Source organism: Belnapia rosea (assembly GCF_900101615.1).
Taxonomy (GTDB): Bacteria; Pseudomonadota; Alphaproteobacteria; order Acetobacterales; family Acetobacteraceae; genus Belnapia; species Belnapia rosea.
This window is the reverse complement of record NZ_FMZX01000002.1, coordinates 110179-133570: the sequence shown is the minus strand read 5'-3', so window position 1 is coordinate 133570 and position 23392 is coordinate 110179. Positions and strand designations below refer to the sequence as shown.

14 protein-coding genes and 1 pseudogene are annotated in these 23392 nt (G+C 70.4%); 11 read left to right on the top strand and 4 right to left on the bottom strand.

All coding sequences use genetic code 11. The annotated features are described in order from the left end of the window. Positions 1-19: 19 nt before the first annotated feature. Positions 20-199 carry a hypothetical protein gene (locus BLR02_RS06775; protein WP_143021102.1) on the bottom strand — a complete coding sequence of 60 codons (180 nt, stop codon included), beginning with the start codon at positions 197-199 and terminating at the stop codon, positions 20-22. Between the two features lie 275 nt (positions 200-474). Here BLR02_RS06775 and dps point away from each other — a divergent pair, with 275 nt between their 5' ends. From dps to BLR02_RS06755, 4 genes are all read left to right on the top strand, one after another. Further along, the gene (gene dps, locus BLR02_RS06770) at positions 475-981 is read left to right on the top strand and encodes a DNA starvation/stationary phase protection protein Dps (protein WP_090662426.1); all 507 of its coding nucleotides are present in this window, start codon (positions 475-477) and stop codon (positions 979-981) included. A 110-nt stretch (positions 982-1091) separates the two neighbouring features. Beyond that, a complete protein-coding gene (gene parE, locus BLR02_RS06765) occupies positions 1092-3086 on the top strand; it encodes a DNA topoisomerase IV subunit B (RefSeq protein ID WP_090564725.1) in 1995 nt (664 codons plus the stop codon). An 87-nt stretch (positions 3087-3173) separates the two neighbouring features. Next, positions 3174-3623: a hypothetical protein gene (locus tag BLR02_RS06760; protein WP_090564727.1), complete on the top strand. Its 450-nt coding sequence runs from the start codon at positions 3174-3176 to the stop codon at positions 3621-3623. A gap of 38 nt (positions 3624-3661) precedes the next feature. Beyond that, a complete protein-coding gene (locus tag BLR02_RS06755; protein WP_090661856.1) occupies positions 3662-6562 on the top strand; it encodes a PAS domain S-box protein in 2901 nt (966 codons plus the stop codon). A 37-nt stretch (positions 6563-6599) separates the two neighbouring features. Here BLR02_RS06755 and BLR02_RS06750 read toward each other — a convergent pair whose 3' ends face one another. Then, positions 6600-9131, bottom strand: coding sequence for a PAS domain S-box protein (locus tag BLR02_RS06750; RefSeq protein WP_090661853.1), 2532 nt, complete (start codon positions 9129-9131; stop codon positions 6600-6602). A 371-nt stretch (positions 9132-9502) separates the two neighbouring features. On the opposite strand from BLR02_RS06750, the gene BLR02_RS06745 reads away from it, so the two are divergent. Continuing rightward, positions 9503-12241, top strand: coding sequence for a PAS domain-containing protein (locus tag BLR02_RS06745; RefSeq protein ID WP_176849412.1), 2739 nt, complete (start codon positions 9503-9505; stop codon positions 12239-12241). Between the two features lie 5 nt (positions 12242-12246). Here the strand turns inward: BLR02_RS06745 and BLR02_RS06740 are convergent, their stop codons facing one another. After that, positions 12247-12945 carry an alpha/beta fold hydrolase gene (locus tag BLR02_RS06740; protein WP_090564734.1) on the bottom strand — a complete coding sequence of 233 codons (699 nt, stop codon included), beginning with the start codon at positions 12943-12945 and terminating at the stop codon, positions 12247-12249. Positions 12946-13339: 394 nt separating this feature from the next. On the opposite strand from BLR02_RS06740, the gene BLR02_RS06735 reads away from it, so the two are divergent. The 5 genes and pseudogenes from BLR02_RS06735 to BLR02_RS30330 all read left to right on the top strand — a co-directional run. Further along, positions 13340-15100 (top strand): DEAD/DEAH box helicase, encoded by a 1761-nt coding sequence (locus BLR02_RS06735; protein ID WP_456303795.1) that lies wholly within the window; start codon positions 13340-13342, stop codon positions 15098-15100. 122 nt (positions 15101-15222) lie between these two features. Then, positions 15223-16425 carry an acyl-CoA dehydrogenase gene (locus BLR02_RS06730; protein WP_090661843.1) on the top strand — a complete coding sequence of 401 codons (1203 nt, stop codon included), beginning with the start codon at positions 15223-15225 and terminating at the stop codon, positions 16423-16425. 13 nt (positions 16426-16438) lie between these two features. Next, positions 16439-17686 (top strand): class I SAM-dependent RNA methyltransferase, encoded by a 1248-nt coding sequence (locus tag BLR02_RS06725; protein WP_245704663.1) that lies wholly within the window; start codon positions 16439-16441, stop codon positions 17684-17686. 73 nt (positions 17687-17759) lie between these two features. After that, positions 17760-18758, top strand: coding sequence for an MBL fold metallo-hydrolase (locus tag BLR02_RS06720; protein ID WP_090661840.1), 999 nt, complete (start codon positions 17760-17762; stop codon positions 18756-18758). Between the two features lie 573 nt (positions 18759-19331). Then, a pseudogene (locus tag BLR02_RS30330) lies at positions 19332-20582 on the top strand (sensor histidine kinase); the annotation flags it as partial. An 808-nt stretch (positions 20583-21390) separates the two neighbouring features. On the opposite strand, the gene BLR02_RS30320 reads toward BLR02_RS30330, so the two are convergent. Then, positions 21391-22686, bottom strand: coding sequence for an amidase (locus BLR02_RS30320; RefSeq protein WP_245704662.1), 1296 nt, complete (start codon positions 22684-22686; stop codon positions 21391-21393). Between the two features lie 68 nt (positions 22687-22754). Here BLR02_RS30320 and BLR02_RS06705 point away from each other — a divergent pair, with 68 nt between their 5' ends. Next, entirely contained in the window at positions 22755-23390 is a 636-nt protein-coding gene (locus BLR02_RS06705; RefSeq protein WP_090661831.1) for an isochorismatase family protein, read from the top strand. Positions 23391-23392: the final 2 nt, after the last annotated feature.

The following is a 23392-nucleotide window of genomic DNA, read 5'->3' as shown; positions in this document are numbered from 1 at the left end:
CCTTCCGCTCAAGCCCCGGTCAAGCCTCGTGTCCTGCTTCCTCGGGGGCGGAGGGGCGGCCGGATTCGCTCTTCCACATCAGGAGGATTCCGGCCACGCAACCGAGCAACGAGGCCGCCTGCTGCTGGCCGATGGCGATCAGCCCCGCGGTCGCCAGTATCAACACCCCGATCGCCGCCCAGCCATTGGCTCGCAGCATCGCCATCATTCCGCCCATGGTCCGCCTCTCTCGCGCTTGATGCGCCGTGCGAAGCCTGCGCGCTGGGACGTGACTCCCTCATGGCCTTTGGCTGACGGCCGGCCCATCTTTCCGCGCAGGCCCCTTGAAATAACCAGCACACGGGTTTGTCATTGCCGTCCCGGGCGTCCGTGGCGCCTCTTCTGCGCTGCGGCAGGCAGCGCTCGTGCTCCCAGGGGATGACCCCGGGCCCGGACGCGCCACATGATATCGGTCACTCAATGGAGGAGTACCTCATGGCGAAAGCCGCTAAGACTCATGCCACGCGGAACGACGTGCCGAGCAATGCGAAGCAGGTGTCCATCGGCGTCCTGCAGGCCTGCCTGGTCGATACGATCGACCTCTACAATGCCACCCGCCAGGCCCATTGGAACGTGAAGGGTCCGCATTTCGGCGAGCTGCACAAGCTGTTCGAGGAATTCTACAACGCCCTCCAGGAATCGACCGACGACCTGGCTGAGCGCATCGTCCAGCTTGGCGGCACCGCCAATGGCGTGACCCAGACCCTGGCCGCCGGCACCCGCCTGCCGCCCTACCCGACCGACATCTATGCCGGCATGGACCACGTGGCCCAGCTCGCCGATCGCTACGCGATGGTCGGCAAGGCGCTGCGCGAGGGCATCGACCAGACGGACGAGGCGGGCGATGCCGATACGGCCGATCTGCTGACCGAGCAGTCCCGCGCCGCCGACAAGATGCTGTGGATGATCGAGGCGCACCTGCCGCAGGACAAGGCGCCCTGAGGTCAGCGGTTCCAGAGCAACACTAGCGACCCGGGCGGCGAGGCAACTCGCCGCCCGGATTGTATCAGGCGCCTCTGGCGGCTATCTTTGCCGGATCAGGGGAACAAGACATGAACGATCTTTTCGGCGGTCGCCGCCCTGGCAGCAAGGGGGGCATCGCCACCGCGCCCGAGACGGCCTCCTACTCCGCCAAGGACATCGAGGTGCTGGAGGGGCTGGAGCCCGTCCGCCGCCGGCCCGGCATGTATATCGGCGGCACGGATGAGAACGCCCTTCATCACCTTGCCGCCGAGATCATCGACAACGCCATGGACGAGGCGGTGGCCGGCCATGCCGATCGCATCGAGGTGTCGCTCGAGCCGGGCAATTGGCTGACCGTGCGGGACAACGGACGGGGGATCCCGACCGACCCGCACCCGAAATTCCCGAAGCTCTCCGCGCTCGAGGTGATCTTCACCACCCTGCATTCGGGCGGCAAATTCTCCGGCAAGGCCTATGAGACCTCGGGCGGCCTGCACGGTGTCGGCTCCTCGGTGGTGAATGCACTGGCGGAGCGGCTGGAGGTGGAGGTGGCGCGCGACCGCACCCTCTTCACCCAGGCCTATGCCCGCGGGAAGCCACTTGGCCGGCTCAAGAATGCCGGGGCGATCCACAACCGCCGCGGCACCACCATCCGCTTCAAGCCGGACCCCGAGATCTTCGGGAAGCTGGAATTCTCCGCTGCCCGGCTCTACCGGCTCTGCCGCTCCAAGGCCTATCTCTATCGTGGCGTCGAGATCCGCTGGGCTTGCGACGCCTCGCTCGCCACCGGCGAGACGCCGGCCAGTGCCACGCTGCACTTCCCGGGCGGCCTGGCCGACTTCCTCGGCTCGGCACTCGAGGGCCGCAGCCAGGTCGTCCCCGCCCCCTATGTCGGCGAGGCGAGCTTTCCCGAGGGTGCCGGTCGCTGCGAATGGGCGGTGACCTGGCTGGAACAGGGCGATGGCTTCCTCTCCACCTACGCCAACACCATCCCCACGCCGCAAGGCGGCACGCATGAGGCCGGGCTGCGCGGCGCGCTGGTCAAGGGCCTCCGCGCCTATGGCGAGTTGAAGAAGGAGAAGCGCGCCGCGACCGTCACCGCCGAGGACCTGTTTGGCGGCCTCGCCGGAATGCTGAGCGTCTTCGTCCGGGACCCGCAATTCCAGGGACAGACCAAGGAGAAGCTCACCAGCCCCGAGGCCACGAAGCTGGTCGAGACGGCGCTGCGCGACCATTTCGACCATTGGCTCGCCGGCGACCCCACCACCGCCGGCAACCTCCTCACCTGGGCCATCGAGCGCGCCGAGGAGCGCATCCGTCGCCGCGAGCAGAAGGACACGCCGCGCAAATCGGCGACGCGGAAGCTTCGCCTGCCTGGCAAGCTCGCCGATTGCTCGCGCGAGAGCGCCGAGGGAACCGAGCTCTTTCTGGTCGAGGGCGATTCGGCCGGCGGTTCCGCCAAGCAGGCGCGCGACCGCGAAACCCAGGCAGTGCTGCCGCTGCGCGGCAAGATTCTCAACGTCGCCTCCGCCTCGGCCGACAAGCTGCGCCAGAACCAGGAGCTCAAGGACCTGATCGAGGCGCTCGGCTGCGGCGCTGGCGAGCGGTTCGACCTGGCCCGGCTGCGCTACGGCCGCATCGTCATCATGACGGATGCGGATGTAGATGGCGCGCATATCGCCGCGCTGCTGATGACCTTCTTTTACAAAGAGCTGCCGGAGTTGGTCCGCCAGGGCCGCCTGCACCTCGCCCAGCCGCCGCTCTATCGGTTGCAGCATGGCGGCAAGTCGGTCTATGCGCGGGACGATGCCGATCGCGAGCGGATCCTGAAGCGCGACTTCAAGCCGAGCCAGAAGGTCGAGGTCAGCCGCTTCAAGGGCCTTGGCGAGATGCCGCCGGCGGCGCTCAAGGAAACCACCATGGACCCGAAGCGGCGTACCCTGCTGAAGGTGGTGCTGCCGCCCGAGGAGCGCACCCGCACGGCGGAGCTTATGGAAGCCTTGATGGGCCGCCGTCCCGAGTTGCGCTTCAAATTCATCCAGGAGAATGCCGCGAAGCTCGACGAGGCGGAGGTTGATGTCTGATGCGAATGGCGGGAGCTGTTGCGTCGTTTGGTTGACGCATCACGCCTGCCCGGCAGAGACTTCGCGCCGGATGCAAAAGGAGCACCCATGACCGCGCCACTCCGTGCCCTGTTGGGCTTCCTCGCTGCGGCCCTGTCCGTGCTGACCTTTCATCAGGGCATGTGGGGCCTGCTCTATGCCCTTGGCCTGATGCCAAGGGCGCCCTATCCCATGGTGCCTGTACCGCCCTATGGCGTGCCCTTGCTGCTGAACCTCTGCTTCTGGGGTGGACTCTACGGCCTTGCCTATGGATTTGTCTGGCCGCGCCTCGCGCGGATTCCAGGCTGGCTGAGCGGCTTGGCGCTCGGCCTGCTGGCCGCGCTGGTGAGCTGGTTCGTGGTGGCGCCCTTGAAGGGGCAGCCCCTGGCCGGCGGCTTCGACCCGATGCGGATGCTGATCTCGATTCTGATCAATGGCTGCTGGGGCATCGGCGTCGGCCTCATCCTGCCCATGCTCCTGCCCCGGTCGGCACGCCTGCATTCGACATCCCTGCGGTAGGGCGCGGCAGCAGGTATCCAGATCAGCGGAGACGAGGCATGCCGAGGCGGCACGTGGCCCCGGACCGCCAAGGGCGTGTCGGCTTGGCCGGGCATCTCCTGGCGCTCGTGCTGGCGGTGCTGGTGCCGAGTCTTGCCCTCGGCGGCGCCACTGCCTGGCATCTTGCCGGACTCTACCGGACCGCTTTCGAAAACCGTCTGTCCGATAACGCCCGTGCGCTGGCGCTCGCCATCGACGGTGAATTCGAGACCTTCCAGACCGCCGCGCTCGCCCTCGCCAGTTCGCCGCTGCTGCGGCTCGAGGATATCCGCCCATTCCGCGCCTGGGCGGTAGCCATCACCACACGGCTCGGCGGCACGGTGACGGTGCATGATGCCTCAGCGGGGCATCCAATGATCCTCAACACGATGCTGCCGGACGGGGCCCCGCCCGCCGGCCAGCCTGCCAACCATCGCACGACCGCCGAACTGATCGAGCGCAGCTTGCTGACCCGACAGACCACCGTTTCCAACCTGATAGACAGCCATGGCTCCGATCAGCCGATGATCGCCATCGCCGCGCCCACGCTGGACGCCCAGGCCGTTGTCGTGCTGTCGATGCCAGCCGAGCGCCTCGCACGGTTGCTGACCGATCAGGGGCTGAGCCGTGAGGCCACCGCAGCCGTCACCGATCAGCACAACCACATCGTCGCCCATGCCCGCGACCAGAACCGCTTCGTCGGCACCAAATCGGTGGAGAGCCAGGCGGGTGACGGGATAGAGGCTGTCAGGCCCTTCCAGAGCAGTGGCGCCGATGGCGCGCCGGCCCTCTACGCCCTCCGCCGGCTCCGTCGCGTGCCCGGCTGGACCGTCATCGTCGGCGAGCCGCTGGCCGCCTACCGGGCAAGCTGGCAGCGGCCGCTGCTGGTCTTCCTGGTCGGCGGCAGCGTGGCGCTCGGCCTCGGCATCGGGCTGGCAGCAGCGCTTGGGCGGCGCATCCGCAGGCCGGTCCAGGCCCTGCTGCAACGGGCCGATGCGGTGGCGCATGGCCCCAGCCCGAACCTGCCGGCGCCGCTGCCGCCAAGCCCGGTGGCCGAGTTCGAGGAGTTGCGCATCGCCATGGAACGGGCCGATGCAGCGCTTCGCGCCGGCGAGGCGGAATTCCGTGCCGCCTTCGAGCAATCCGCGGTGCCGATGCAGCAGACCGATTGCGCCACCGGCTGCTTCCTCCGGGTCAACCGCGCCTTCGCCCAACTCCTCGACCGGCCGGCCGAGTCACTGATCGGCCGGGCCTTCACCGAAGTCACCCATCCAGATGACCGGGAGACCGACCTTGCCGGCTTCTGGCGCATGGCTCGAGGCGAGGTCCCCTCCTACCAGGGCGAGAAGCGGTTCATCCGGCCTGATGGATCGGTCCGCTGGGCACGCATCGCCTCCTCGCCGGTGCGGGATTCGGAAGGCCGCCCGGTTCGCACCATGGCGGTGGTGATGGACGTGACGGCGCAGCGCGAGGCAGAGCTCGCCCATCGCAACAGCGAGGCCTGGATGCGCCTGGCCCAGGAGGCGGGCGGCATCGGCACCTGGGACGCCAATTACGAGACCAAGACCTGGAGGTGGTCGGACCAGAATTACCGGATCTGGGGGTTGGAGCCGGGCACCATGCTTGCCCGGCCATTCCTCCTCTCTCTCGTCCATCCTGACGACCGCGCCGCGGTCGAGGCGCAGGAGGCCCACGCCCTCGATCCGAACGGCCCGCAGGCGCTCGAGCTCGAATTCCGTATCCGCCGCGCCTCGGACGGCGCCGAGCGGCGTCTGGCCTCGGTTGGCGAGCGGATCCTGGGGGCCGGTGGCCGCGTCATCGGCCATCGCGGCGTCATCCAGGACGTCACCGAGCGGCACCAGGCGGCGGAGGCGCTGCGGCACAGCGAGGAACGGCTGCGCCTTGCACAGGAGGCGGGCGGTATCGGTTCCTGGGAATGGGACCCACTGGCGAACACCCACTACTGGTCCGAGAGTTGCCACCACCTCTACGGCACCGACCCCACTCAGCCGATCACCGATGAGGCCTGGCGCGCCCTCATCCTCGACGAGGACCGGGCACGGGTGACGGCGGCGATGGAGGCCGCGCTCTTCGGCAATGCCTCGGCCTGGGAAACCGAGTTTCGCATTACCCGGGCCAGGGACGGAGCAGTCCGCTGGCTCAACTCTCGCGGCAGCCTGCTGCGCGAGCCGCCGGGCGGGCCCGTGGTGCGGGTCGTCGGCGTCGCCATCGACGTGACCGAGCGGCGGGCGGCGGAGGAGCGCCTGCGCCTGCTGGCCCGCGAGGTGGACCACAGGGCGAAGAACTCCCTTGCCGTGGTGCAGGCGGCGCTGCGGCTGACGCCGAAGGAGGATGCCGCCCGCTACGCCCAGGCGGTGGAAGGCCGGGTCAACGCGCTCGCCCGGGTCCATAGCCTGCTGGCCCAGACGCGCTGGTCCGGCACCCGGCTGCAGCTGCTTGCCGAGGGCGAATTGGCGCCCTTCCTCCCTGCCCGCCAAGCGGCACCGGCCGGCCAGGCGCCACGGGTGGTGCTGGAGGGTCCCTCGGTGCTGCTCGGGCCGAGCGCGGCGCAGTCGATCTCCATGGCGCTGCACGAGCTGGCGACGAATGCGACGAAGCACGGCGCCCTCTCCGTGCCGGGCGGGGTGGTGCACCTGTCCTGGGCGCTCGACCATGCGGCGGGGGTGTTGCGCATGCGCTGGGAGGAATCCGGGTCGCCGGTCGGCGCACCGCCGGAACGGCGCGGCTTCGGCAGCCGGGTGATGGAAGGGACGATCCGCGACCAGCTCGGCGGCATGATCCGGCGGGACTGGACGCCCACAGGCTTGCACTGCGTGATGGAGGTACCGCTCAGCCGCCTCGCCTCCGACCTCGACGAGGGCGCCTCCGACCGGCCGCTATTCTCCCTCGTCAAGGAGTAGCCGCGACCGCCAGGGATTGCTCCGGCCGGCAGGCCGCCTATTGCAGCGTGGCGGCGACATCCGGCGGCACCGGCGCGATGCCGCCCCCCAGCAGCGGGATGTCGATTTGCACCTGCACGCCTTCGGCCGCCCAGTTCTGGCGGACCTGCCCGCCAAGCTGGGCCCGCACCGTTGCCTCAAGGACCCGGCTGCCGAAGCCGCGCCGGCCCGGGCTGCCCGCCACCGGTGGCCCACCACGCTCGGTCCAGTCGAGGCGGAGGTGCAGGCTCCCCATGATTTCCACCCGCCAGCGCACCGTCACCAGCCCACCCGGCTGGCTGAGCGCGCCATGCTTCACCGCATTGGTCGCCAGCTCATGCACGGCCATGGAAAGCGCCTGGGTCGCCGCGGGCCATAGCAACACCGGCGGCCCCTCCAGCCGGACCCGCGGCGCCTGCGCGCCATCCACGAGGAAGGGCGCCAGCTCGTCCTCGAGCAAGGCGCGCAGTTCGGCTCCGGTCCAGCGGCCACGCGCCAGCAGGGTCTGGGCCCGGGCAAGCGCGGCGACACGGCCCTCCACCGCCTGCACATAGGCGACCGGATCCTCCTTCGGCGTCAGCCGCAGTGCCGCCTGCACGACGGCCAGAGCGTTCTTCGCCCGGTGGTCCACCTCGCGCGCCAACAGGCTCTGCCGTTCCTCCGCCTGCTTCCGCTCAGTGATATCGCGGGCGACACCGGCAAGGCGGCTCGGCAGGCCGGTCTGGGTATCCCGCTCGGCGATCGTGCCGTGGGATTCGATCCAGCACCATCCGTCTCGCTCCGGCACCTGAACCCGGTACTCGATGGCGTAATCCTCAATGCTCCCCGTGGACAGCGCATCCAGCCGGCCTCTCACGCGCCCCCGATCCTCCGGGTGAATGGAGGCCAAATAAGCTTCAAGGGAAAAGTCGGAGAGTGTCGCGCTGGCAGGATGCAGAGGGTCGCTGCGCCGTGCCACCCGCTGGAGTGGGTCCACCTCCCAGGAAGTGAGGCCGGCGGCGGCGACCGCGAGGCGCAGCCGCGCCTCGCTTTCCCGCAGCGCCTCCTCCATCCGGCGGCGCTCGGTGATGTCGAGCAGCACCCCGGTCGCCCGCACCGGCCGCCCGGACGCGCCGAGGCTCAGCTCGGTCCGCAGCATCAGCCAGCGCGCCGAGCCATCCGGCCAGAGATAGCGGAACTCCGTCTCGACGAAATGCTCGCCCCGGGCCAGGGCGGCGGCGATGAGCGAGCCCAGCCGTTCCCGCTCGCCGGGGGCGAAGCGGGTCCGCGCCTTGGCGAGATCCGGCACCTCCGTCGCGGAGAAGCCGAGCAACCGCGGCAATTCGGGCGAGCCGGTCAGCCTGTCCTCGACCATGTCGACGTCCCAGACCGCCATCCGCCCTGCCTCAACCGCCAGCCGCAGCCGCGCGGCACTGGCGAACCGCTCCTCCTGCATCTGCCACCGCTCGGTGACATCGCGCAGCGTGCCGACGATGCGGGTAGCCTTGGCGCCCGCAAAGACCGGTTCTGCCTGCAGCGCCACATGGCGCAGCTCCCCATCCGGCCGGCGGATACAGCATTCCAGGGCAATGCGCTGGCGGCTCTTCGGGTCCCGGGCGCGGCGCAGGGCTGCCAGGACCCGCGTGAGATCAGCCCGGTCGACCACCCGCCGCGCCGCGGCGGGCGTCATCGGCTGTGCCGGATCCAGGCCGCAGATATGCGTCACATGGGTGGAACAGACCAACCGGTCGGAGGCGAAGGTCCAGTCCCAGATGCCGATCTCGGCCGCCGCCGTGGCCAGCGCCAGCCGCGCCTCGCTCTCGGCCAGCGCCGCCTCGGCCGCGCGTTGCGCGGTCACGTCGGACAGCGCCTCGAGCACGGCGACCGGCCGGCCCGTCGCATCGCGGCGCAGGACCTTGCGGGCCTCGACGATCAGGGCGCGTCCGTCGCGCGCCACCTGCCGCAGGTCGCCGGTCCACTCACCCGTCGCCTCGAGCATCGCCTCTATGGCGGAGGGCGGGACAGGGAACTGGGTCTGCAGCAGACGGTGCGCGCTTTGCCCCAGCGCCTCGGCTGCGGCCCAGCCATAGAGCCGGCCGCAGCCTTCCGACCAGAAGCGGATGATACCGTCGAGGTCCCGCGCCATCGACGTACCGAGGTCGAGCGTGGCCAGCAGGTCGCGCAGTCGCTCCTCATTCGCCTGCAGCGCTTCCGCCGCCCGCCTCGCCTCCGTCCGGTCGGAGAAGGCGATCCCGATGCCCTCCGGGGTCGGGTAGATCGTATACTCGATCCAGCGGTCGGGCCGCACGGCGCCGGCCATCTCGGCCCGCAACGGGCGGCGCTCCTCCATGACCTGCCGCAATACCGGCTCCAACCGTCCGATGGAGGTCTTCGGGAAGGTTTCCCAGATGGTGCGGCCGAGCACTGCCTCGGCAGGCCGGCCAAAATAGGTGGCAGCCGCCTCGTCATAGGCGAGAAAGCGAAACTCCCGGTCCAGCGCATAGGTGCAATCGCCAAGTGCCTGGAACAGGGTTCTGACGGCGCAGGAACCGGATCCGTCAGGCTGCGCCAATGCGACACTCCTCGGGTATCAGGACTGGGTCGCGCAATCGCCAGACCATCGAGCTCTCCTGCGCGAGGTGACACCGAACCTGCTCGGTTGCAACGAAAGACCAAACTCTGGCCTTGGGGATATGGCCGGGCTGGTGGCACGAGTCATCAACCTTCGATACTTCGCAGAAACCGGCCAACACTTCAAATACATCACTTTATGGTGATTTTGCTCCATGGCGGCTCCTGTCACGCTATTTCGATCAACCGTAAGGAAACCGATCCAAGTTCGCACCGGCCTTTGGAGACAGCATGCCCCTCGAGGCGGATCGCCTGCGGCCGATGGTCGGTCCAACCAGATGGCCGCTGCGAAGGTCACTGGCTTGGCTGCTGGTGGCTGCCATCGGGCTGCCCGCCACCATCCTCGCCGCAGGCGCCTGGTTCACCTGGCAAGCGACCTGGCGCGAAGCCCGGATCGACCTGACGCGGGAGGCGGATGCCAGCGCGGAATACGCGATGCGCCTGCTGCTGAGCTACGGCATCGCCGCGAGCCGCCTGGATGACCTGCTGCGTGGCCTGACCGATGCCGAAATCCGGGCTCGCAGCCCGGCGCTGACCGAGGTGGCGAGGACCCTTGCCGCCGACCTGCCCCAGACCTCCCACGCCATCGTCATCGACCGTGAGGGCCTCGTCCTGCTGACGACCGGCACGCAGCGGGAGCCGCCCCGGCCGGTTGCCGCGGAGCAGGATTTCTTCGAGACCCTACGCGCGCCCAACCCGCCCCTGATCCATCTCAGCCAGGTCTTTGCCAGCCAGATCGAGGGACGGCCCTTCTTCGCCGTCAGCCGCCGCCGGAGCGGAACCGGCAACCCGCCCGGGCCGGACGGCTTCGATGGCGTGGTGAACCTCTGGGTCGAGCCCGAGGTGGTGAGCGACGGGCTGCGCCGGCTACTGGCATCGGGCACGGATGCCGTCGCCCTGGTGCGGACCGATGGCAACGTCATCGCCCGCACCTCCGGGATGGCAGAGCTCCCGGCGCCGCTGCCGCCGGCCGCCTGGTTCCATGCCATTGCCGCCGCCGGCCTCGACCATGCGGTGATCACTGAGCATACGCCGGAGGATGGGGCGCCCTGGCTGGTCGCCATGCGCCGGCTTGAGGGCTTCCCGGCCTATACCGCCGCCATCCGCTCCCACGCTGCGATCCTCGGCGCCTGGTGGGACGCCGTGCTGCCGCAACTCGCCATCGGGGTGCCGGCCATGCTCGCCATGCTCGGCCTTGCCCTCCTCGTATGCCGCGGCCAGCTGCGCCTGCTCGACGCCAATGACAAGCTGGAGGCGCGAGTGGTCGAGCGGACAGCCGCCCTGGCCGAGGTCTCGGAGGCGCTCGACCTGACCCCCTGCATGATCACCGACATCAAGGGGCGGATCATCCACTGGTCGGCAGGCTGCGCCCAGCTCTACGACTTCCCGCGGGAGGCGGCCGAGGGGCACCAAGTGGCGGAATTGCTGCGCACCGAATTCCCCGCCGGTGGGCGGGAGGGGCTACTCGCCACCTTGCTCCGCCATGGCCAATGGCAGGGCGAGCTGCGCCAGCGGCGGCGGGATGGCAGCATGATCGTCACCGGCGCCCAATGGGCCCTGCGGCGCGACCCGCGGACAGGGGAGCCGCATTCCATCGTCAGCACCCGCACCGACCTGAGCGCACTGCACCGGGCCGAGCGCGCCCTCCGTCGCAGCGAGGACCGGCTGCAGCGGGCGCAGGAGGCAAGCGGCGCCGTAGCCTTCGAACTGGCCCGCGATGGCTCGGTCCTGGCGGATGCGGCCATGCCCGGCCTGTTCGGCCTGCCGCCGGGCGAGACGGTGACCCTTGCGGCCCTCGCGGCCCGGCTGCATCCCGAGGACCGCAACCTGCTGGCGGCAACGCATCGCAGCCTGGCCCGCACGGGCGGCAGCTTCAGTCTCGAATTCCGCGTCCTCGAGGCCGATGGCGCACTGCGCTGGCTGCTGGCCCGCGGCGAGATCCTGGGGCGCCAGCAGGGCGGCTGCGCGCCCTGCTTCGCTGCGGGCATCATCCTCGAGGTGACCCAGCGGCGCAGCGCCGAGGCAGCCCTCGCCGCCAGCGGCGAACGGCTGCGCCTCGCCCAGGAGGCTGCCGGCTTCGGCATCTACGACCATGATTTCCGCACCGGTGCGGTGACCTGGGACAGCCGCATGCGGGGCTTCTGGGCTTTGCCCGAGGAGGCGCCGGTCACCAGCCGCAGCTTCCTCGCCGGCCTCCACCCGGAAGACCGGGTGCTCCGCCGCGAAGCCATGCGCCGCGCCAAGGACCCGACCGGCCCCGGCACCTACCAGGCCGAATTCCGCGTGGTCGGCCTGACCGACCGGCAGGAACGCTGGATCTTCACCATCGGCCAGGTGCATTTCGAGCAGGGTCGCCCAATCCGCCTGACCGGCCTCGCCATGGACATCACCGACCGCAAGCGGAGCGACCAGCGGAACGAGCTGCTGATGCGCGAGGTTGACCACCGCGCCAAGAACGCCCTCGCCGTGGTGCAGGCGGCGCTCCGGCTCAGTCGGGCCGAGAGCCCGGCCGAGTTGGTGCGGATCGTCGAGGGCCGGGTCGCGGCGCTCGCCCGCGCCCAGACCATCCTCGCCCGCCGCCGCTGGGAGGGGGCCGAGTTGCACGCGCTACTGGAAGGGGAGCTCGCCGCCTTCCTCACAGGCATCCGGATGGATGCGCCCCGTGCCGAGCTGATTGGCCCGCCGGTGACCGTCGCCGCCCATGCCGCCCAGCCCCTCAGCATGGCCGTGCATGAGCTGGCGACCAATGCGATGAAATACGGCGCCCTTTCCCGCCGCGGGGGGCTGTTGCAGGTGAGCTGGCGGCTGGACCCGGCGCAGCGCCTGCTGACATTGGTCTGGCGCGAGCGCGGCGGGTCCGAGGTAGTGTCAAGTCCGGCGCGGCGCGGCTTCGGCTCCCGCGTCATCGAGCAAACGGTGCAGGTCCAGCTTGGCGGCAGCCTGACCCGGCGCTGGACGCCGGGCGGCCTCGTCTGCAAGATCACCATGCCGCTGTCCCGTCATGACGGCGGCCAGCCTGTGGTCGAGGGCGCTACGGCCGACGCGGCCTGAGGGCGCTATCCGGCCAGCCACTCCCGCAGCAGCGCCGTCACCGCCTCCGGCGCCTCCATCGGTGGCAGGTGGCCGCAACCGGGGAGCCGGTGCAGCCGGGCGCCGGGAATGCCGGTGGCGATCTCCTCCGAAAGCTCGGGCGGGGTGAGCTGATCCGCCTCCCCCACCGCCACCAGGGTCGGCAGGCGGAGGCCGGGAAGGTCCGGGCGCGAATCGGGCCGGCCAAGGATCGCGGCCTGCTGGCGCAGGAAGGCATCGCGCCCGACCCGTTCGGCCATGGCGATCACTGCCTGGCCAACCGGCCCCTGGAGATTGTCCGGATGCACGAGCTGCGGCAGCAACCGTGGGGTGACGCCACGGAACAAGCCGCTGCGCGCGAGCGAGATGAGCCCCCGGCGCCGTCGTGCCTGGTCCGGCGTATCGGCCCGCGCCGAGGTATCGAGCAGGGCCAGCCGCGTCACCCGCTCCGGCGCCTGGCGCAGGATCTCGAAGGCGAGGTAGCCGCCCATGGAGAGGCCAGCGAGGGCGAAACGCGGCGGCGCCATGGCCAGGGCCCGAGCCGCCATCTCGGCCAAGCTGGTATCCTGCGCCACATCCGCCACATGACAACGCACGAGGCTGCCGAGCCCCAGGAGCTGGGCCTCCCACAGCGCGGCATCGCAGAGCAGGCCGGGCAGCAGGAGGAGGTCGGGACGGTCGGACATGGGCTTCCCGCCTCTATACGGGTGGAAATAGCGGGGCAATCCCTGCTTCGGCTTGATTTTGCGGCAGCGGAGGCGCATATGCGGCGCGGACCTGGAACGGCAGCCTTGCGAAGGGCGAGCCAGGCGTCGGTTTTCGGCCATGTGGGCCGCCATGCCGCCGCTGTCCCGGCGAAGGAACCGACCGCACTTGACCGATACCTCCGACCGGCCCGCAACTGAGGCGGCCGAGACTGCGCACAACGACCAGCCGGCCGAAACTGCGGCCCCGCCTGCCGCAGCCATGGCGGCCGAGCCTGCGCCCGCCCCGGCGCCGGAGGATGCGCCCGAGTCGCTGATGCCGGAGAACGCTCCGGAAGTCCTCGAGACCGAGGCTGAAGCCCCGACCCCGGCCGAGATGCCGCCACCCGCGATTGCCGCCGCGGCGGAGCCGGAGGAGGAACAGGGCGCCTCCACCACCTCGACCGAAGACGTCACCACCGAGGATGACGACGACGAGGATGAGGACAGCGAGGAGGAGGAAGCCACTCCCCGCGTCACCTTCGCCGATCTCGGCCTGTCCGAGCCGATCCTGCAGGCAGTCGCCGAGGCCGGCTATGTCTCGCCGACGCCGATCCAGGAAGCCGCCATCCCCACCGTGCTGATGGGCCGCGACGTGCTGGGCTGCGCCCAGACCGGCACCGGCAAGACCGCCGGCTTCACCTTGCCGATGCTCGACATCCTGGCGAGCGGCCGGGCCAAGGCGCGTATGCCGCGCAGCCTGATCCTGGAGCCGACGCGGGAGCTGGCGCTGCAGGTCGCCGAGAATTTCGTGAAGTACGGCAAGCACCTGAATCTGGTGCATGCCCTGCTGATCGGCGGCGAGAGCATGAACGACCAGCGCGCCGTGCTCGAGAAGGGTGTCGACGTGCTGATCGCGACGCCAGGCCGGCTGCTCGACCTGTTCGAGCGCGGGCGCATCCTGCTCGCCGACTGCAAGGTCCTCGTCATCGACGAGGCCGACCGCATGCTCGACATGGGCTTCATCCCGGATGTGGAGCGCATCGTCTCGATGCTGCCACCCATGCGGCAGACGCTGTTCTTCTCCGCGACCATGGCGCCCGAGATCCGCAAGCTGGCGGATGCCTTCCTGCAGAACCCGAAGGAAATCTCGGTTTCCGCCCCGGCCAGCGTGGCGACGACCATCACCGCCGGCCTGCTCTGGACCCGTGAGCTCGACAAGCGCGAGGCGCTGCGCCGCCTCATCCGCCGCGAGGAGGTGCAGAACGCCCTGATCTTCTGCAACCGCAAGGTCGAGGTGGATATCCTTTACAAGTCCTTGAAGCGGCACGGCTTCTCGGTTGGCGCCCTGCATGGCGACATGGACCAGCCGAGCCGCTTCGCCACGCTGAACAAGTTCAAGGCGAACGAGCTGCAGTTGCTGGTCTGCTCGGATGTCGCGGCGCGCGGCATCGATATCGGCGGGCTCAGCCACGTCTTCAATTTCGACGTGCCCTTCCACGCCGAGGATTATGTCCACCGCATCGGCCGCACCGGACGGGCCGGCAAGCAGGGCGCCGCCTTCACCATCGCCACGCCCGACGAGGCACGGAACGTCGCCGCGATCGAGACGCTGACCGGCAAGCCCATTCCGCGCATCGAGGTGGAAGGGCTTGACCCGATCAGCAACGAGGAGATCGCCGAGGCCGCCGCCCGGCCCCGCAGCGGCCGTGGCCGTGGCGGCCCTGCCCGGAGCGGCAGCGCCCGCGATCGTGGCGGACGCGACCGCCGTCCCGCGCCGCAGGCGGATCGCCCAGCCCGTGGCGAGAGGCCGGAGCGCAGCGGGCGCGACCGTGACAGGCCCGAGCGTGATCGTCCCGAGCGCGAGCGCCCGGAGCGGGAGCGCCCCGAGCGCAGCCGTGACCGGGATCGGGACCGCGCCCCCGTCACCGCTCGCGAGGAGCGCCCCCGCCCCGAGGAACGCCCTCGTCCCGAGGAGCGCGCACCGCGCGAGGAGCGCCGCTGGGACCGCGAGGCGCCGCGCCGGCGCGACCGGGATCGCGACGATCTTGGCCCAGCCGTGGTCGGCTTCGGCGATGCGGTGCCGGCCTTCATGCTGATCCCGATCCCCCGTCCACGCCGCGAGCAGTCATCGGAGCAGGACGCCGAGGCCGCCTGAGGCCCGCGCATCGCGGCGGCCACCCGGCCGCCGCATCGTGCTTCATTCCCGCATCCCGCGCGGTTGCGGGACCGCGTCCGAGGCGCCAATTACCCCCCTAGAAGAGCCCCGAGGAGCCAGCCATGAACGTCATCAGCCCGAGCCCCAAGCGCATGGCCAGCTTCGCCTGGGAAGATGCGCTGCTCCTCGAGGACCAGCTGACCGAGGATGAGCGGATGATCCGCGAATCCGCGCATCAGTTCTGCCAGGAGAAGCTCTTCCCCCGCGTCCTCATGGCCAACCGGCACGAGACCTTCGACCGGGAGATCATGAACGAGTTCGGCGAGATGGGCTTCCTCGGCGCCACGCTCGAAGGCTATGGCTGCGCCGGCGTCTCCTACGTCGCCTACGGGCTGATGGCGCGCGAGGTCGAGCGGGTCGATAGCGGCTACCGCAGCGCCTTCTCCGTGCAGTCCTCGCTGGTGATGTTCCCGATCCACGCCTTCGGCTCCGAGGCGCAGCGGGAGAAGTACCTGCCGAAGCTGCGCACCGGCGAATGGGTGGGCTGCTTCGGCCTGACCGAGCCCGATGCCGGCTCCGACCCCTCCTCCATGCGGACGCGGGCGAAGAAGGTCGATGGCGGCTACCTGATCTCCGGCTCCAAGACCTGGATCACCAACGCGCCGATCGCCGACCTCGCCGTGGTCTGGGCGAAGGACGACGAGGGCATCCTGCGCGGCTTCGTGCTCGAGCGTGGCATGAAGGGCCTTACCTTCCCGAAGATCGAGGGCAAGTTCTCGCTCCGCGCCTCGACCACCGGCATGATCATGATGGACGAGGTCTTCGTCCCCGAGGAGAACCGGCTGCCGGGCGTGAAGTCCCTCGCCGGCCCCTTCTCCTGTCTCAACCGCGCCCGCTACGGCATCGCCTGGGGCGCGCTTGGCGCCGCGGAGTTCTGCTTCCATGCCGCGCGCGACTATACGCTGAACCGCAGCATGTTCGGCCGCCCGCTGGCGCAGACCCAGCTGGTGCAGAAGAAGCTCGCCGACATGGAGACTGAGATCACCCTCGGCCTGCAGGCCGTGCTCCGCGTCGGCCGCCTCTTTGACGAGGGCAAGGTCGCGCCGGAGATGATCTCCCTGGTGAAGCGCAACAACTGCGGCAAGTCGCTCGACATCGCCCGCGTCGCGCGGGACATGCATGGCGGCAACGGGATCGTGGACGAGTACCACGTGATCCGCCACGTCATGAACCTCGAGACGGTGAACACCTATGAGGGCACGCATGACGTGCATGCCCTTATCCTCGGCCGGGCCATCACCGGCCTCAACGCCTTCGGCGGCTGAGACACCCGCCATCTTGGACCTGACCATCGAGGCGATGGGGGCGGCGGGCGACGGGGTCGCCCGCCACGCCGAGGGCCAGGTCTTCCTTCCCCTTGCCCTTCCCGGGGAAAAGGTGCGCGCCCGCCTCGCCGGCAAGCGGGCCGAGGTGGAGTCCTGGCTCGATGAGAGCCCGGAACGCGTCACCCCGCCCTGTCGCCATTTCCCCACCTGCGGCGGCTGCGTCCTGCAGCATTGGGATCTCGCGCCCTATGCCGCGTGGAAGCGCGGCCGGCTGGTCGAGGCCCTGGCGCGGGCCGGCTTTCCCGATGCGCCCGTCGCCCCGCTGGTGATGACGCCGCCGCAGAGCCGCCAGCGCGCCGATCTAGGGCTGGAACGCCTGCCCGATGGCCGCGTGCAGATCGGCTTCCATCAGCGTGGCACCACCAACCTGGTGCCGATGCAGGAATGCCATGTGCTGCGGCCCGAGCTGGTCGCGTTGCTGGCACCCCTGGCCGAGACGCTCCGCCATCTTGAGGGCCTGCGTCGGCTTGGCTCGGCCGTCATCAACCTGCTCGCCAGCGGGCCGGACATCCTGCTCCGTACCGATGCGCCGCTCTCCATGCCGGATCGCCGGCTGCTGGCCGCCTTCGCCGCAGACCAGCATGTCCCGCGCGTCGCCTGGGCTGGCAAGGGCAGCGGGGCGGAGGTCGCCGCGCAGCTCGGTGCGGTGCGCCACCTCCTCTCGGGTGCGGAGGTCGTACCTGCCCCGGGCGCCTTCCTCCAGGCGAGCGCCGAGGGCGAGGCTGCCATCATCGCGGCGCTGCTGGAGGGGCTGCCGCGCAAGCTCCCTGGCCGCGCCGCCATCGCCGACCTTTATGCCGGCCTTGGCACGCTGAGCATCCCGCTCGCCGCCCGTGCCCGCGTCACCGCCTTCGAGGCGGTGCCGGAAGCCGTCTCCGCGCTCGCCACCGCCGCCGGCAAGGCTGGCCTCCGGGTGAAGCCCGTTCGCCGCGACCTCGACCGCCAACCCCTGGCCGGCCCAGAGCTGAAGGAGTTCGCTGCCGTGGTCCTGGACCCGCCCTATGCCGGCGCCGCCGAGCAGACGGCATTGCTGGCCCGCGCCGGGGTACCCAGCATCCTCTACGTCTCCTGCAACCCGGTGGCGCTGGCGCGGGATGCGAAGCCGCTGCAGGCCGCCGGCTACCGGATCTCCGCGGCCACGCCGGTGGACCAGTTCCTCTGGTCGCCGCATCTGGAGTCAGTGGTCGCCTTCACCCGCTGATCCCCTGCTTGAATGGCTTGCATGCCGCCCGCGCCTCTCCACCAATAGGAGAGGAGTATTGCCGGAGGGACCGATGACCCAGATCACTAGCCGCCGCCTTGCGCTTGGCGGCCTTACCGCCGGGCTCGTCGCCCCCTTGGCCGCCCCCGCCCTGCTGCGTGGCGCGGCGGCCCAGACTACGCCCGGTGCAGCCCCCGCCGCTGCCCAGGCGCCGGGTTTCTACCGCTTCAAGGTCGGCAGCTTCACCGTCACCACCGTGCATGACGGCTTCTTCCAGCGCCCGCTGCAGGGCTTCGTGCGCAATGCCCCGCTCGAGGAGGTGCAGAAGGTGATGGCGGAGAGCTTCCTGCCGACGGACAGCATCCGCATCCCCTTCACCGTCACCTTCCTCGACACCGGCAGCAGGCTGGTGGTCTTCGACAGCGGCAACGGCGTCACCCCGCCCGGCGCCACACAGGGCCGGATGATCCAGAACATGGCCGCCGCCGGCATCGACCCGGCCAAGGTGGATCTCGTGGTGATGAGCCATTTCCACGGCGACCACGTGAACGGGCTGCTGAACGCCGCCGGCGCGGCCGCCTTTCCCAATGCCGAGGTCGTGGTCCCCGCCGCCGAATGGGCCTGGTGGAGCGATACAGGCAACGAGTCCCGCAGCCCGGAGGGCCAGCGCGGCAATTTCGCCAACAGCGCCCGCCGCTTCGCGCCCTATCAGGGGAAGATCCGTCAGGTGGCGGCCGGGGCGGAGGTCATGCCGGGCATCCGCGCCGTCGCCGCCCATGGCCATACGCCTGGCCACACCTGCTACCACATCTCCGACGGCACGGCGCAGGCCATGTTCGTCGCCGATTGCACCAACCGGCCGGAGTTGCTGGCCTGCCGCCCCGACTTCCACGTCATCTTCGACTTCGACCCGGAGATGGCCGAGGCGGCACGGCGCAGGATCTACGACCAGGTTGCCACCGATCGAATCCGCATCACCGGCTATCACTTCCCCTTCCCCGCCAACGGGTATTTGGCGAAGGAAGGCAATGGCTACCGCTTCGTCCCGGCGGACTGGTCGAGCGCGGTCTGACCGAACCACGGGCATGCGATATCGGCGCATGCCCGTGCCGCATGCCCATGCATGGGACAAAGCTCCGTGCGTGGGCCTGTCAAACCGACCTTGAGCGTTACAATCCCCAGAGCGCCAGGGTGGGGAGTGACGCCTCATGCAGACGGCTGGCAGCCGTGAACCCTTTCCCGGTCCGGGTGAGATGGCGGCGCGCATGCGTGCGCTCGACTGGGCCGCGATCCCGGTCGGCCCTGTCCAGACCTGGCCTCAGAGCCTGAAGGCCACGGTTCGCACCATCCTCGGCTCCCGCTACCCCATGGTCCTGCTCTGGGGCGACGATCTGCTTCAGATCTACAACGATACCTATACCGGCCTGATCGGCGCCAAGCATCCTGGCGCCCTCGGCCGTTCGATCCGGGAAACCCAGGCCGAATCCTGGGCCACCATCGGACCGATGATCCAGGCGGTGATGGAGACCGGCACGCCCAATTGGGTGCCGGCCCAGCGCCTCGCGGTGAACCGCGCCGGATATGACGAGGCCTATTTTCCCTCTCCTACAGCGCGGTCGAGGACGATCTCGGCTCCATCCGCGGCATGCTCTGCGTCTGTAGCGAGGTCACCGCCCAGGTGCTGGTGGAACGGCGCCTCGAGCTGCAGCGGGACCTCGCCGCCCAGGCCAATGCGACGCAGTCAACCGAGGCGACCTGCCGCACCATCGCCGCCGCCATCGCCCAGCACAGCTGGGACATCCCCTTCGCCCTCATCTATCTCCGCGCTGCCGAGCCCTGGACGCTCTCCCTCGCTGCCGCGGTCGGGGTGGAAGCGGGCGGGCCGGCTGCACCCAGCCGGGTGCGGTTGGATGGGCCGGACGCCGCCTGGCCCTGGCCCCTGGCGGAGGCAGCCACCGGCGCAATCGCAGTGGTCGAGGCCACCGCCCGCATTGGCGCATTGCGCGGCGGACCCTTCGGCCATGCCGTCGCTACCGCCATCGCCCTGCCGCTTTCGGGGGCTGGCGGGGCGGAGCCGCTCGGGGTGCTGGTCTGCGGCACCAACCCGAGCCGCGCCCTCGATTCCGGGTATCGCGCCTTCTACGAGTTGCTGGCCGGCCAGGTCTCGGCGGCGATCCGCAATGCCGAGGCCTATGCGGAGGAACGCCGCCGCGCCCATGCGCTCGCCGAGCTCGACCGGGCGAAGACGCAGTTCTTCTCCAATGTCTCGCACGAGTTCCGCACCCCCCTCACCCTGCTGCTCGGGCCGGTCGAGGATCTGCTCGCCCGCCCCGGCCTCGCCCCGGCGCTTCGCGAGGAGCTGGCCATGGTGCGGCGAAACGCGCTCCGGCTGCTCCGCCTGGTCAATGCGCTGCTCGACTTCGCCCGGGCCGAGGCCGGCCGGGCCGAGGCCAGCTTCGAGCCGGTGGAGCTCGGCGCCGCGACCGTCGAGCTGGCCGGCGCCTTCCGCTCGACCATCGAGAGGGCGGGGCTCCGCTTCGTGGTGGATTGCCCGCCCCTCCGCGAACCCGCCTATGTCGACCCGGATCTGTGGGAGAAGATCGTCCTCAACCTGCTCTCCAACGCCTTCAAGCACACCTTCAAGGGGCGCATCGCGGTCGCGCTGCGCGAGGATCAGGATGGGATGATCCGGCTCTCGGTCACCGATACGGGCGTCGGCATCCCGGGCGATCAGGTCGGCCGGGTCTTCGACCGCTTCCAGCGCATCGAGGGCGCCCGGGCGCGGACCCATGAAGGCTCCGGCATCGGCCTCGCCCTGGTGCAGGAACTGGTCTCGCTGCATGGCGGCCGGATTTCCGTCGAGAGCGAACCGGGGCGCGGCAGCGTCTTCACCGTGGCGATCCCCGCCGGCCAGGCGCATCTGCCGGCCGACCGGATCGGCGTCCCGCGGCGGCTGCAATCGACGGCCCTCGGTGCCGAGCCCTTCGTGGCGGAGGCCATGCGCTGGTCGGCCGGGCCGGCGGCGGCAGCCAGCTCCGATGCCCCGAAGGTCGTGCCGATCCGCCCCGGCCTCACCGAGCCCCCGGCCGCCGTGGCGACGCGGCCACGCATCCCGCTCGCCGACGACAACGCCGACATGCGTGCCTATGTCGAGCGGCTGCTGGCGGCCGATTACGACACCGTCGCCGTTGCCGATGGCGAGGCGGCGCTAGGAGGCCCTGGCCCTGCTCGAACCCGGCCAGGACTTCGACCTGTTGCTCGCGGATTTTGCCATGCCCGGCATGAGCGGGGACGAGCTGGCGGCCCGCGCCGCCGCCCTCCGGCCGGGCCTCCGGGTGCTGCTGGCGACCGGCTATGCGGAGCCCAAGGCCCTGCGGGCCTTCGCCGGTGCCGTGCTGCGCAAGCCCTATGGCCTGAACGAGCTACAGGCCGCTCTCCGTCAGTCCATCACCCGCGAGCCAGAGAAAGCCGGCGAGGCCGGATGAGGCGCCGACGGCCTCCGGCGGCCGCGGCCTGGGTACGGAGGAACTGCCGTGGCAGATGCTCGCCGCTCGTGGCCGGCAGGTTGCCCCGGCAGCGATGGCACCACCAGCGCCGGGTAGTTCCGCACCCGCAGCCGGCTGACATGGCGGCCGATCCTGTCGGCGAGGAAGCCCCCCGGCAGGCCGAGCGAGAGGGCGAAGATCGCCGTCAATCGCGGCCCTCTACAAATCGAGTTCGGTGCCGAGATCGGAGAGCAGGAAGCCGGCGAGCCTTGCATCCGCCCCCGGCGCGCCGGTCAGCAGCGCCCCGACCGGCATATGTCCATCCCTCCCCGCCCGGAGGGTCGCTATCGGTCCGCCCAATGCGGTGAAGGGGATGACGAAGGAGGGGTCGCCCGTCGTCTCCGGAGTGGGCGCCACATCGGGTGCCGCCGGCAGCAGCAGCAGGTCATCGGCTCCGAAGGCCGACCAGAAGGCCGCGCGGAAGTCAGCGAGCCGGCGCAGCCCGGCCAGGTAATCGGCCTCGCCGATAGCCAGCCCGGCCTCGATATCGGCCACGATCCGGGGCGAGACCCGGCCGCGCGGCGCCCGCGCATGGGTGCGGCCGAGCTCCGCCACCATCACCCCGCGATGCACCTCGAGGACCTCTTCGAGCGATACGGGCGCGCGCACTTCTCGCACCGGCAGGCCCGCGGCGCCGAGTCGCGCCGCCAGCGCCGCCACCGCCGCGGCCGTCCCCGGCTGCTGCTTCGCCGCGATCATCGGGTCGGACAGCACTACGATCCGCGGCCGGACCGGCGATGGAGCGCGCAGCCCGAGATGGTCCGCCGCATACCCCGCCGCGCAGAGCGCCGCATCCTGGGCGGAGCCGCCGAAGGCGCCCACGGTATCGAAGGAAGGGGCCAGCGGCAGCACGCCCGTTCCGCCGATGGAGAGGGTCGAGGGCTTGAAGGCGCCGACGCCCGTATAGGCCGCCGGCCGGTTGACGCTGCCCGCCGTCTGGGTGCCGAGCGCCAGCGGCACCGTCCCCGAAGCGATGGCCGCGCCCGAGCCGGCCGAGGAGCCGCCGGCCGTCCGCGTCAGGTCCCAGGGGTTCCGCGTCGGTGGCAGGCTGTTGAAATAGGCGTATTCCGTGGTGTGCAGCTTGCCGAGCACCACCGCCCCCGCCGCCCGCAGATGGGCCACCACGGTGGCATCGGCGGTCGCCGGCGCCAGGTCGGCCCGGCTCGGGCTGTTGGCCCGCGTAGGCAGGCCGGCGACGTCGATGACGTCCTTCACCCCGACCGGAATGCCGTGCAAGGGCCCGCGCAGCCTGCCGGCCCGGCGCTCCGCATCCAGCGCCCGGGCGGTGGCCAGCGCCTCCTCATCCAGCACATGCACCCAGGCCCGTACTTGCCCGTCCACCGCGGCGATGCGGGCGAGGCAGCGCTCCACCAGCCCCTCCGCGGTGAGGCCCCCTGCCGCCATGGCGGCCGACAGGTCGCGGATGCGCCCGGGGTCCTGGATCGATGCGCTCATACGGCGGCCCTCCCTGCTCGGCATGGGAGTTGCAACCTTCATGCCGCAGCATCGAGGAGGCGAGTCCCATGAGCGACATCTATGCGGCGCGCGGCTATGGCAGCCGCCCCCTCGGCTTCGGCGCCAGGATCGGTGTCGTCGTCGTGGATTTCCAGCGCGGCTTCACCGACCCGGCCTTCCCGATGGCCGGCGCCCCGATGGTCGATGCCGCGGTCGAAGCCACGGTGCCGCTGATCCGGGCTGCGCGGCGGGCCGGCCTGCCCGTCATCGCCTGCGTCAACGGCTATGACAGCCCGCGCGCCGCGCCGCACTGGAAGGCCGCGCCCGTCTTTGACCTGCTGAAGGGCACCGCGAGCGTGGAGCTCGACCCGCGTATCGCCGCCGCGGGGCCGGATGTGCTGCTGATGAAGTCGGCGCCCTCCATCTTCTTCGCCACGCCCGCCGCCGCCATCCTGACCAAGGAACGGGTCGATACCGTCATCGTCACCGGCTGCATCACCTCGGGCTGCGTCCGGGCCAGCGTGATCGATGCCTTCTCCCTCGGCTTCCGTACCATGGTCGCCCAGGATTGCGTCGGCGACCACGACCAGGTGGCGCATGACCAGAACCTGAAGGATGTGGAGCGGCGCTATGCCGATATCATCGACGCGGCGACAGCGATCGGCGAGATCGAGCGTTGGACCCGCGCGAATGACAAGGGATAAGG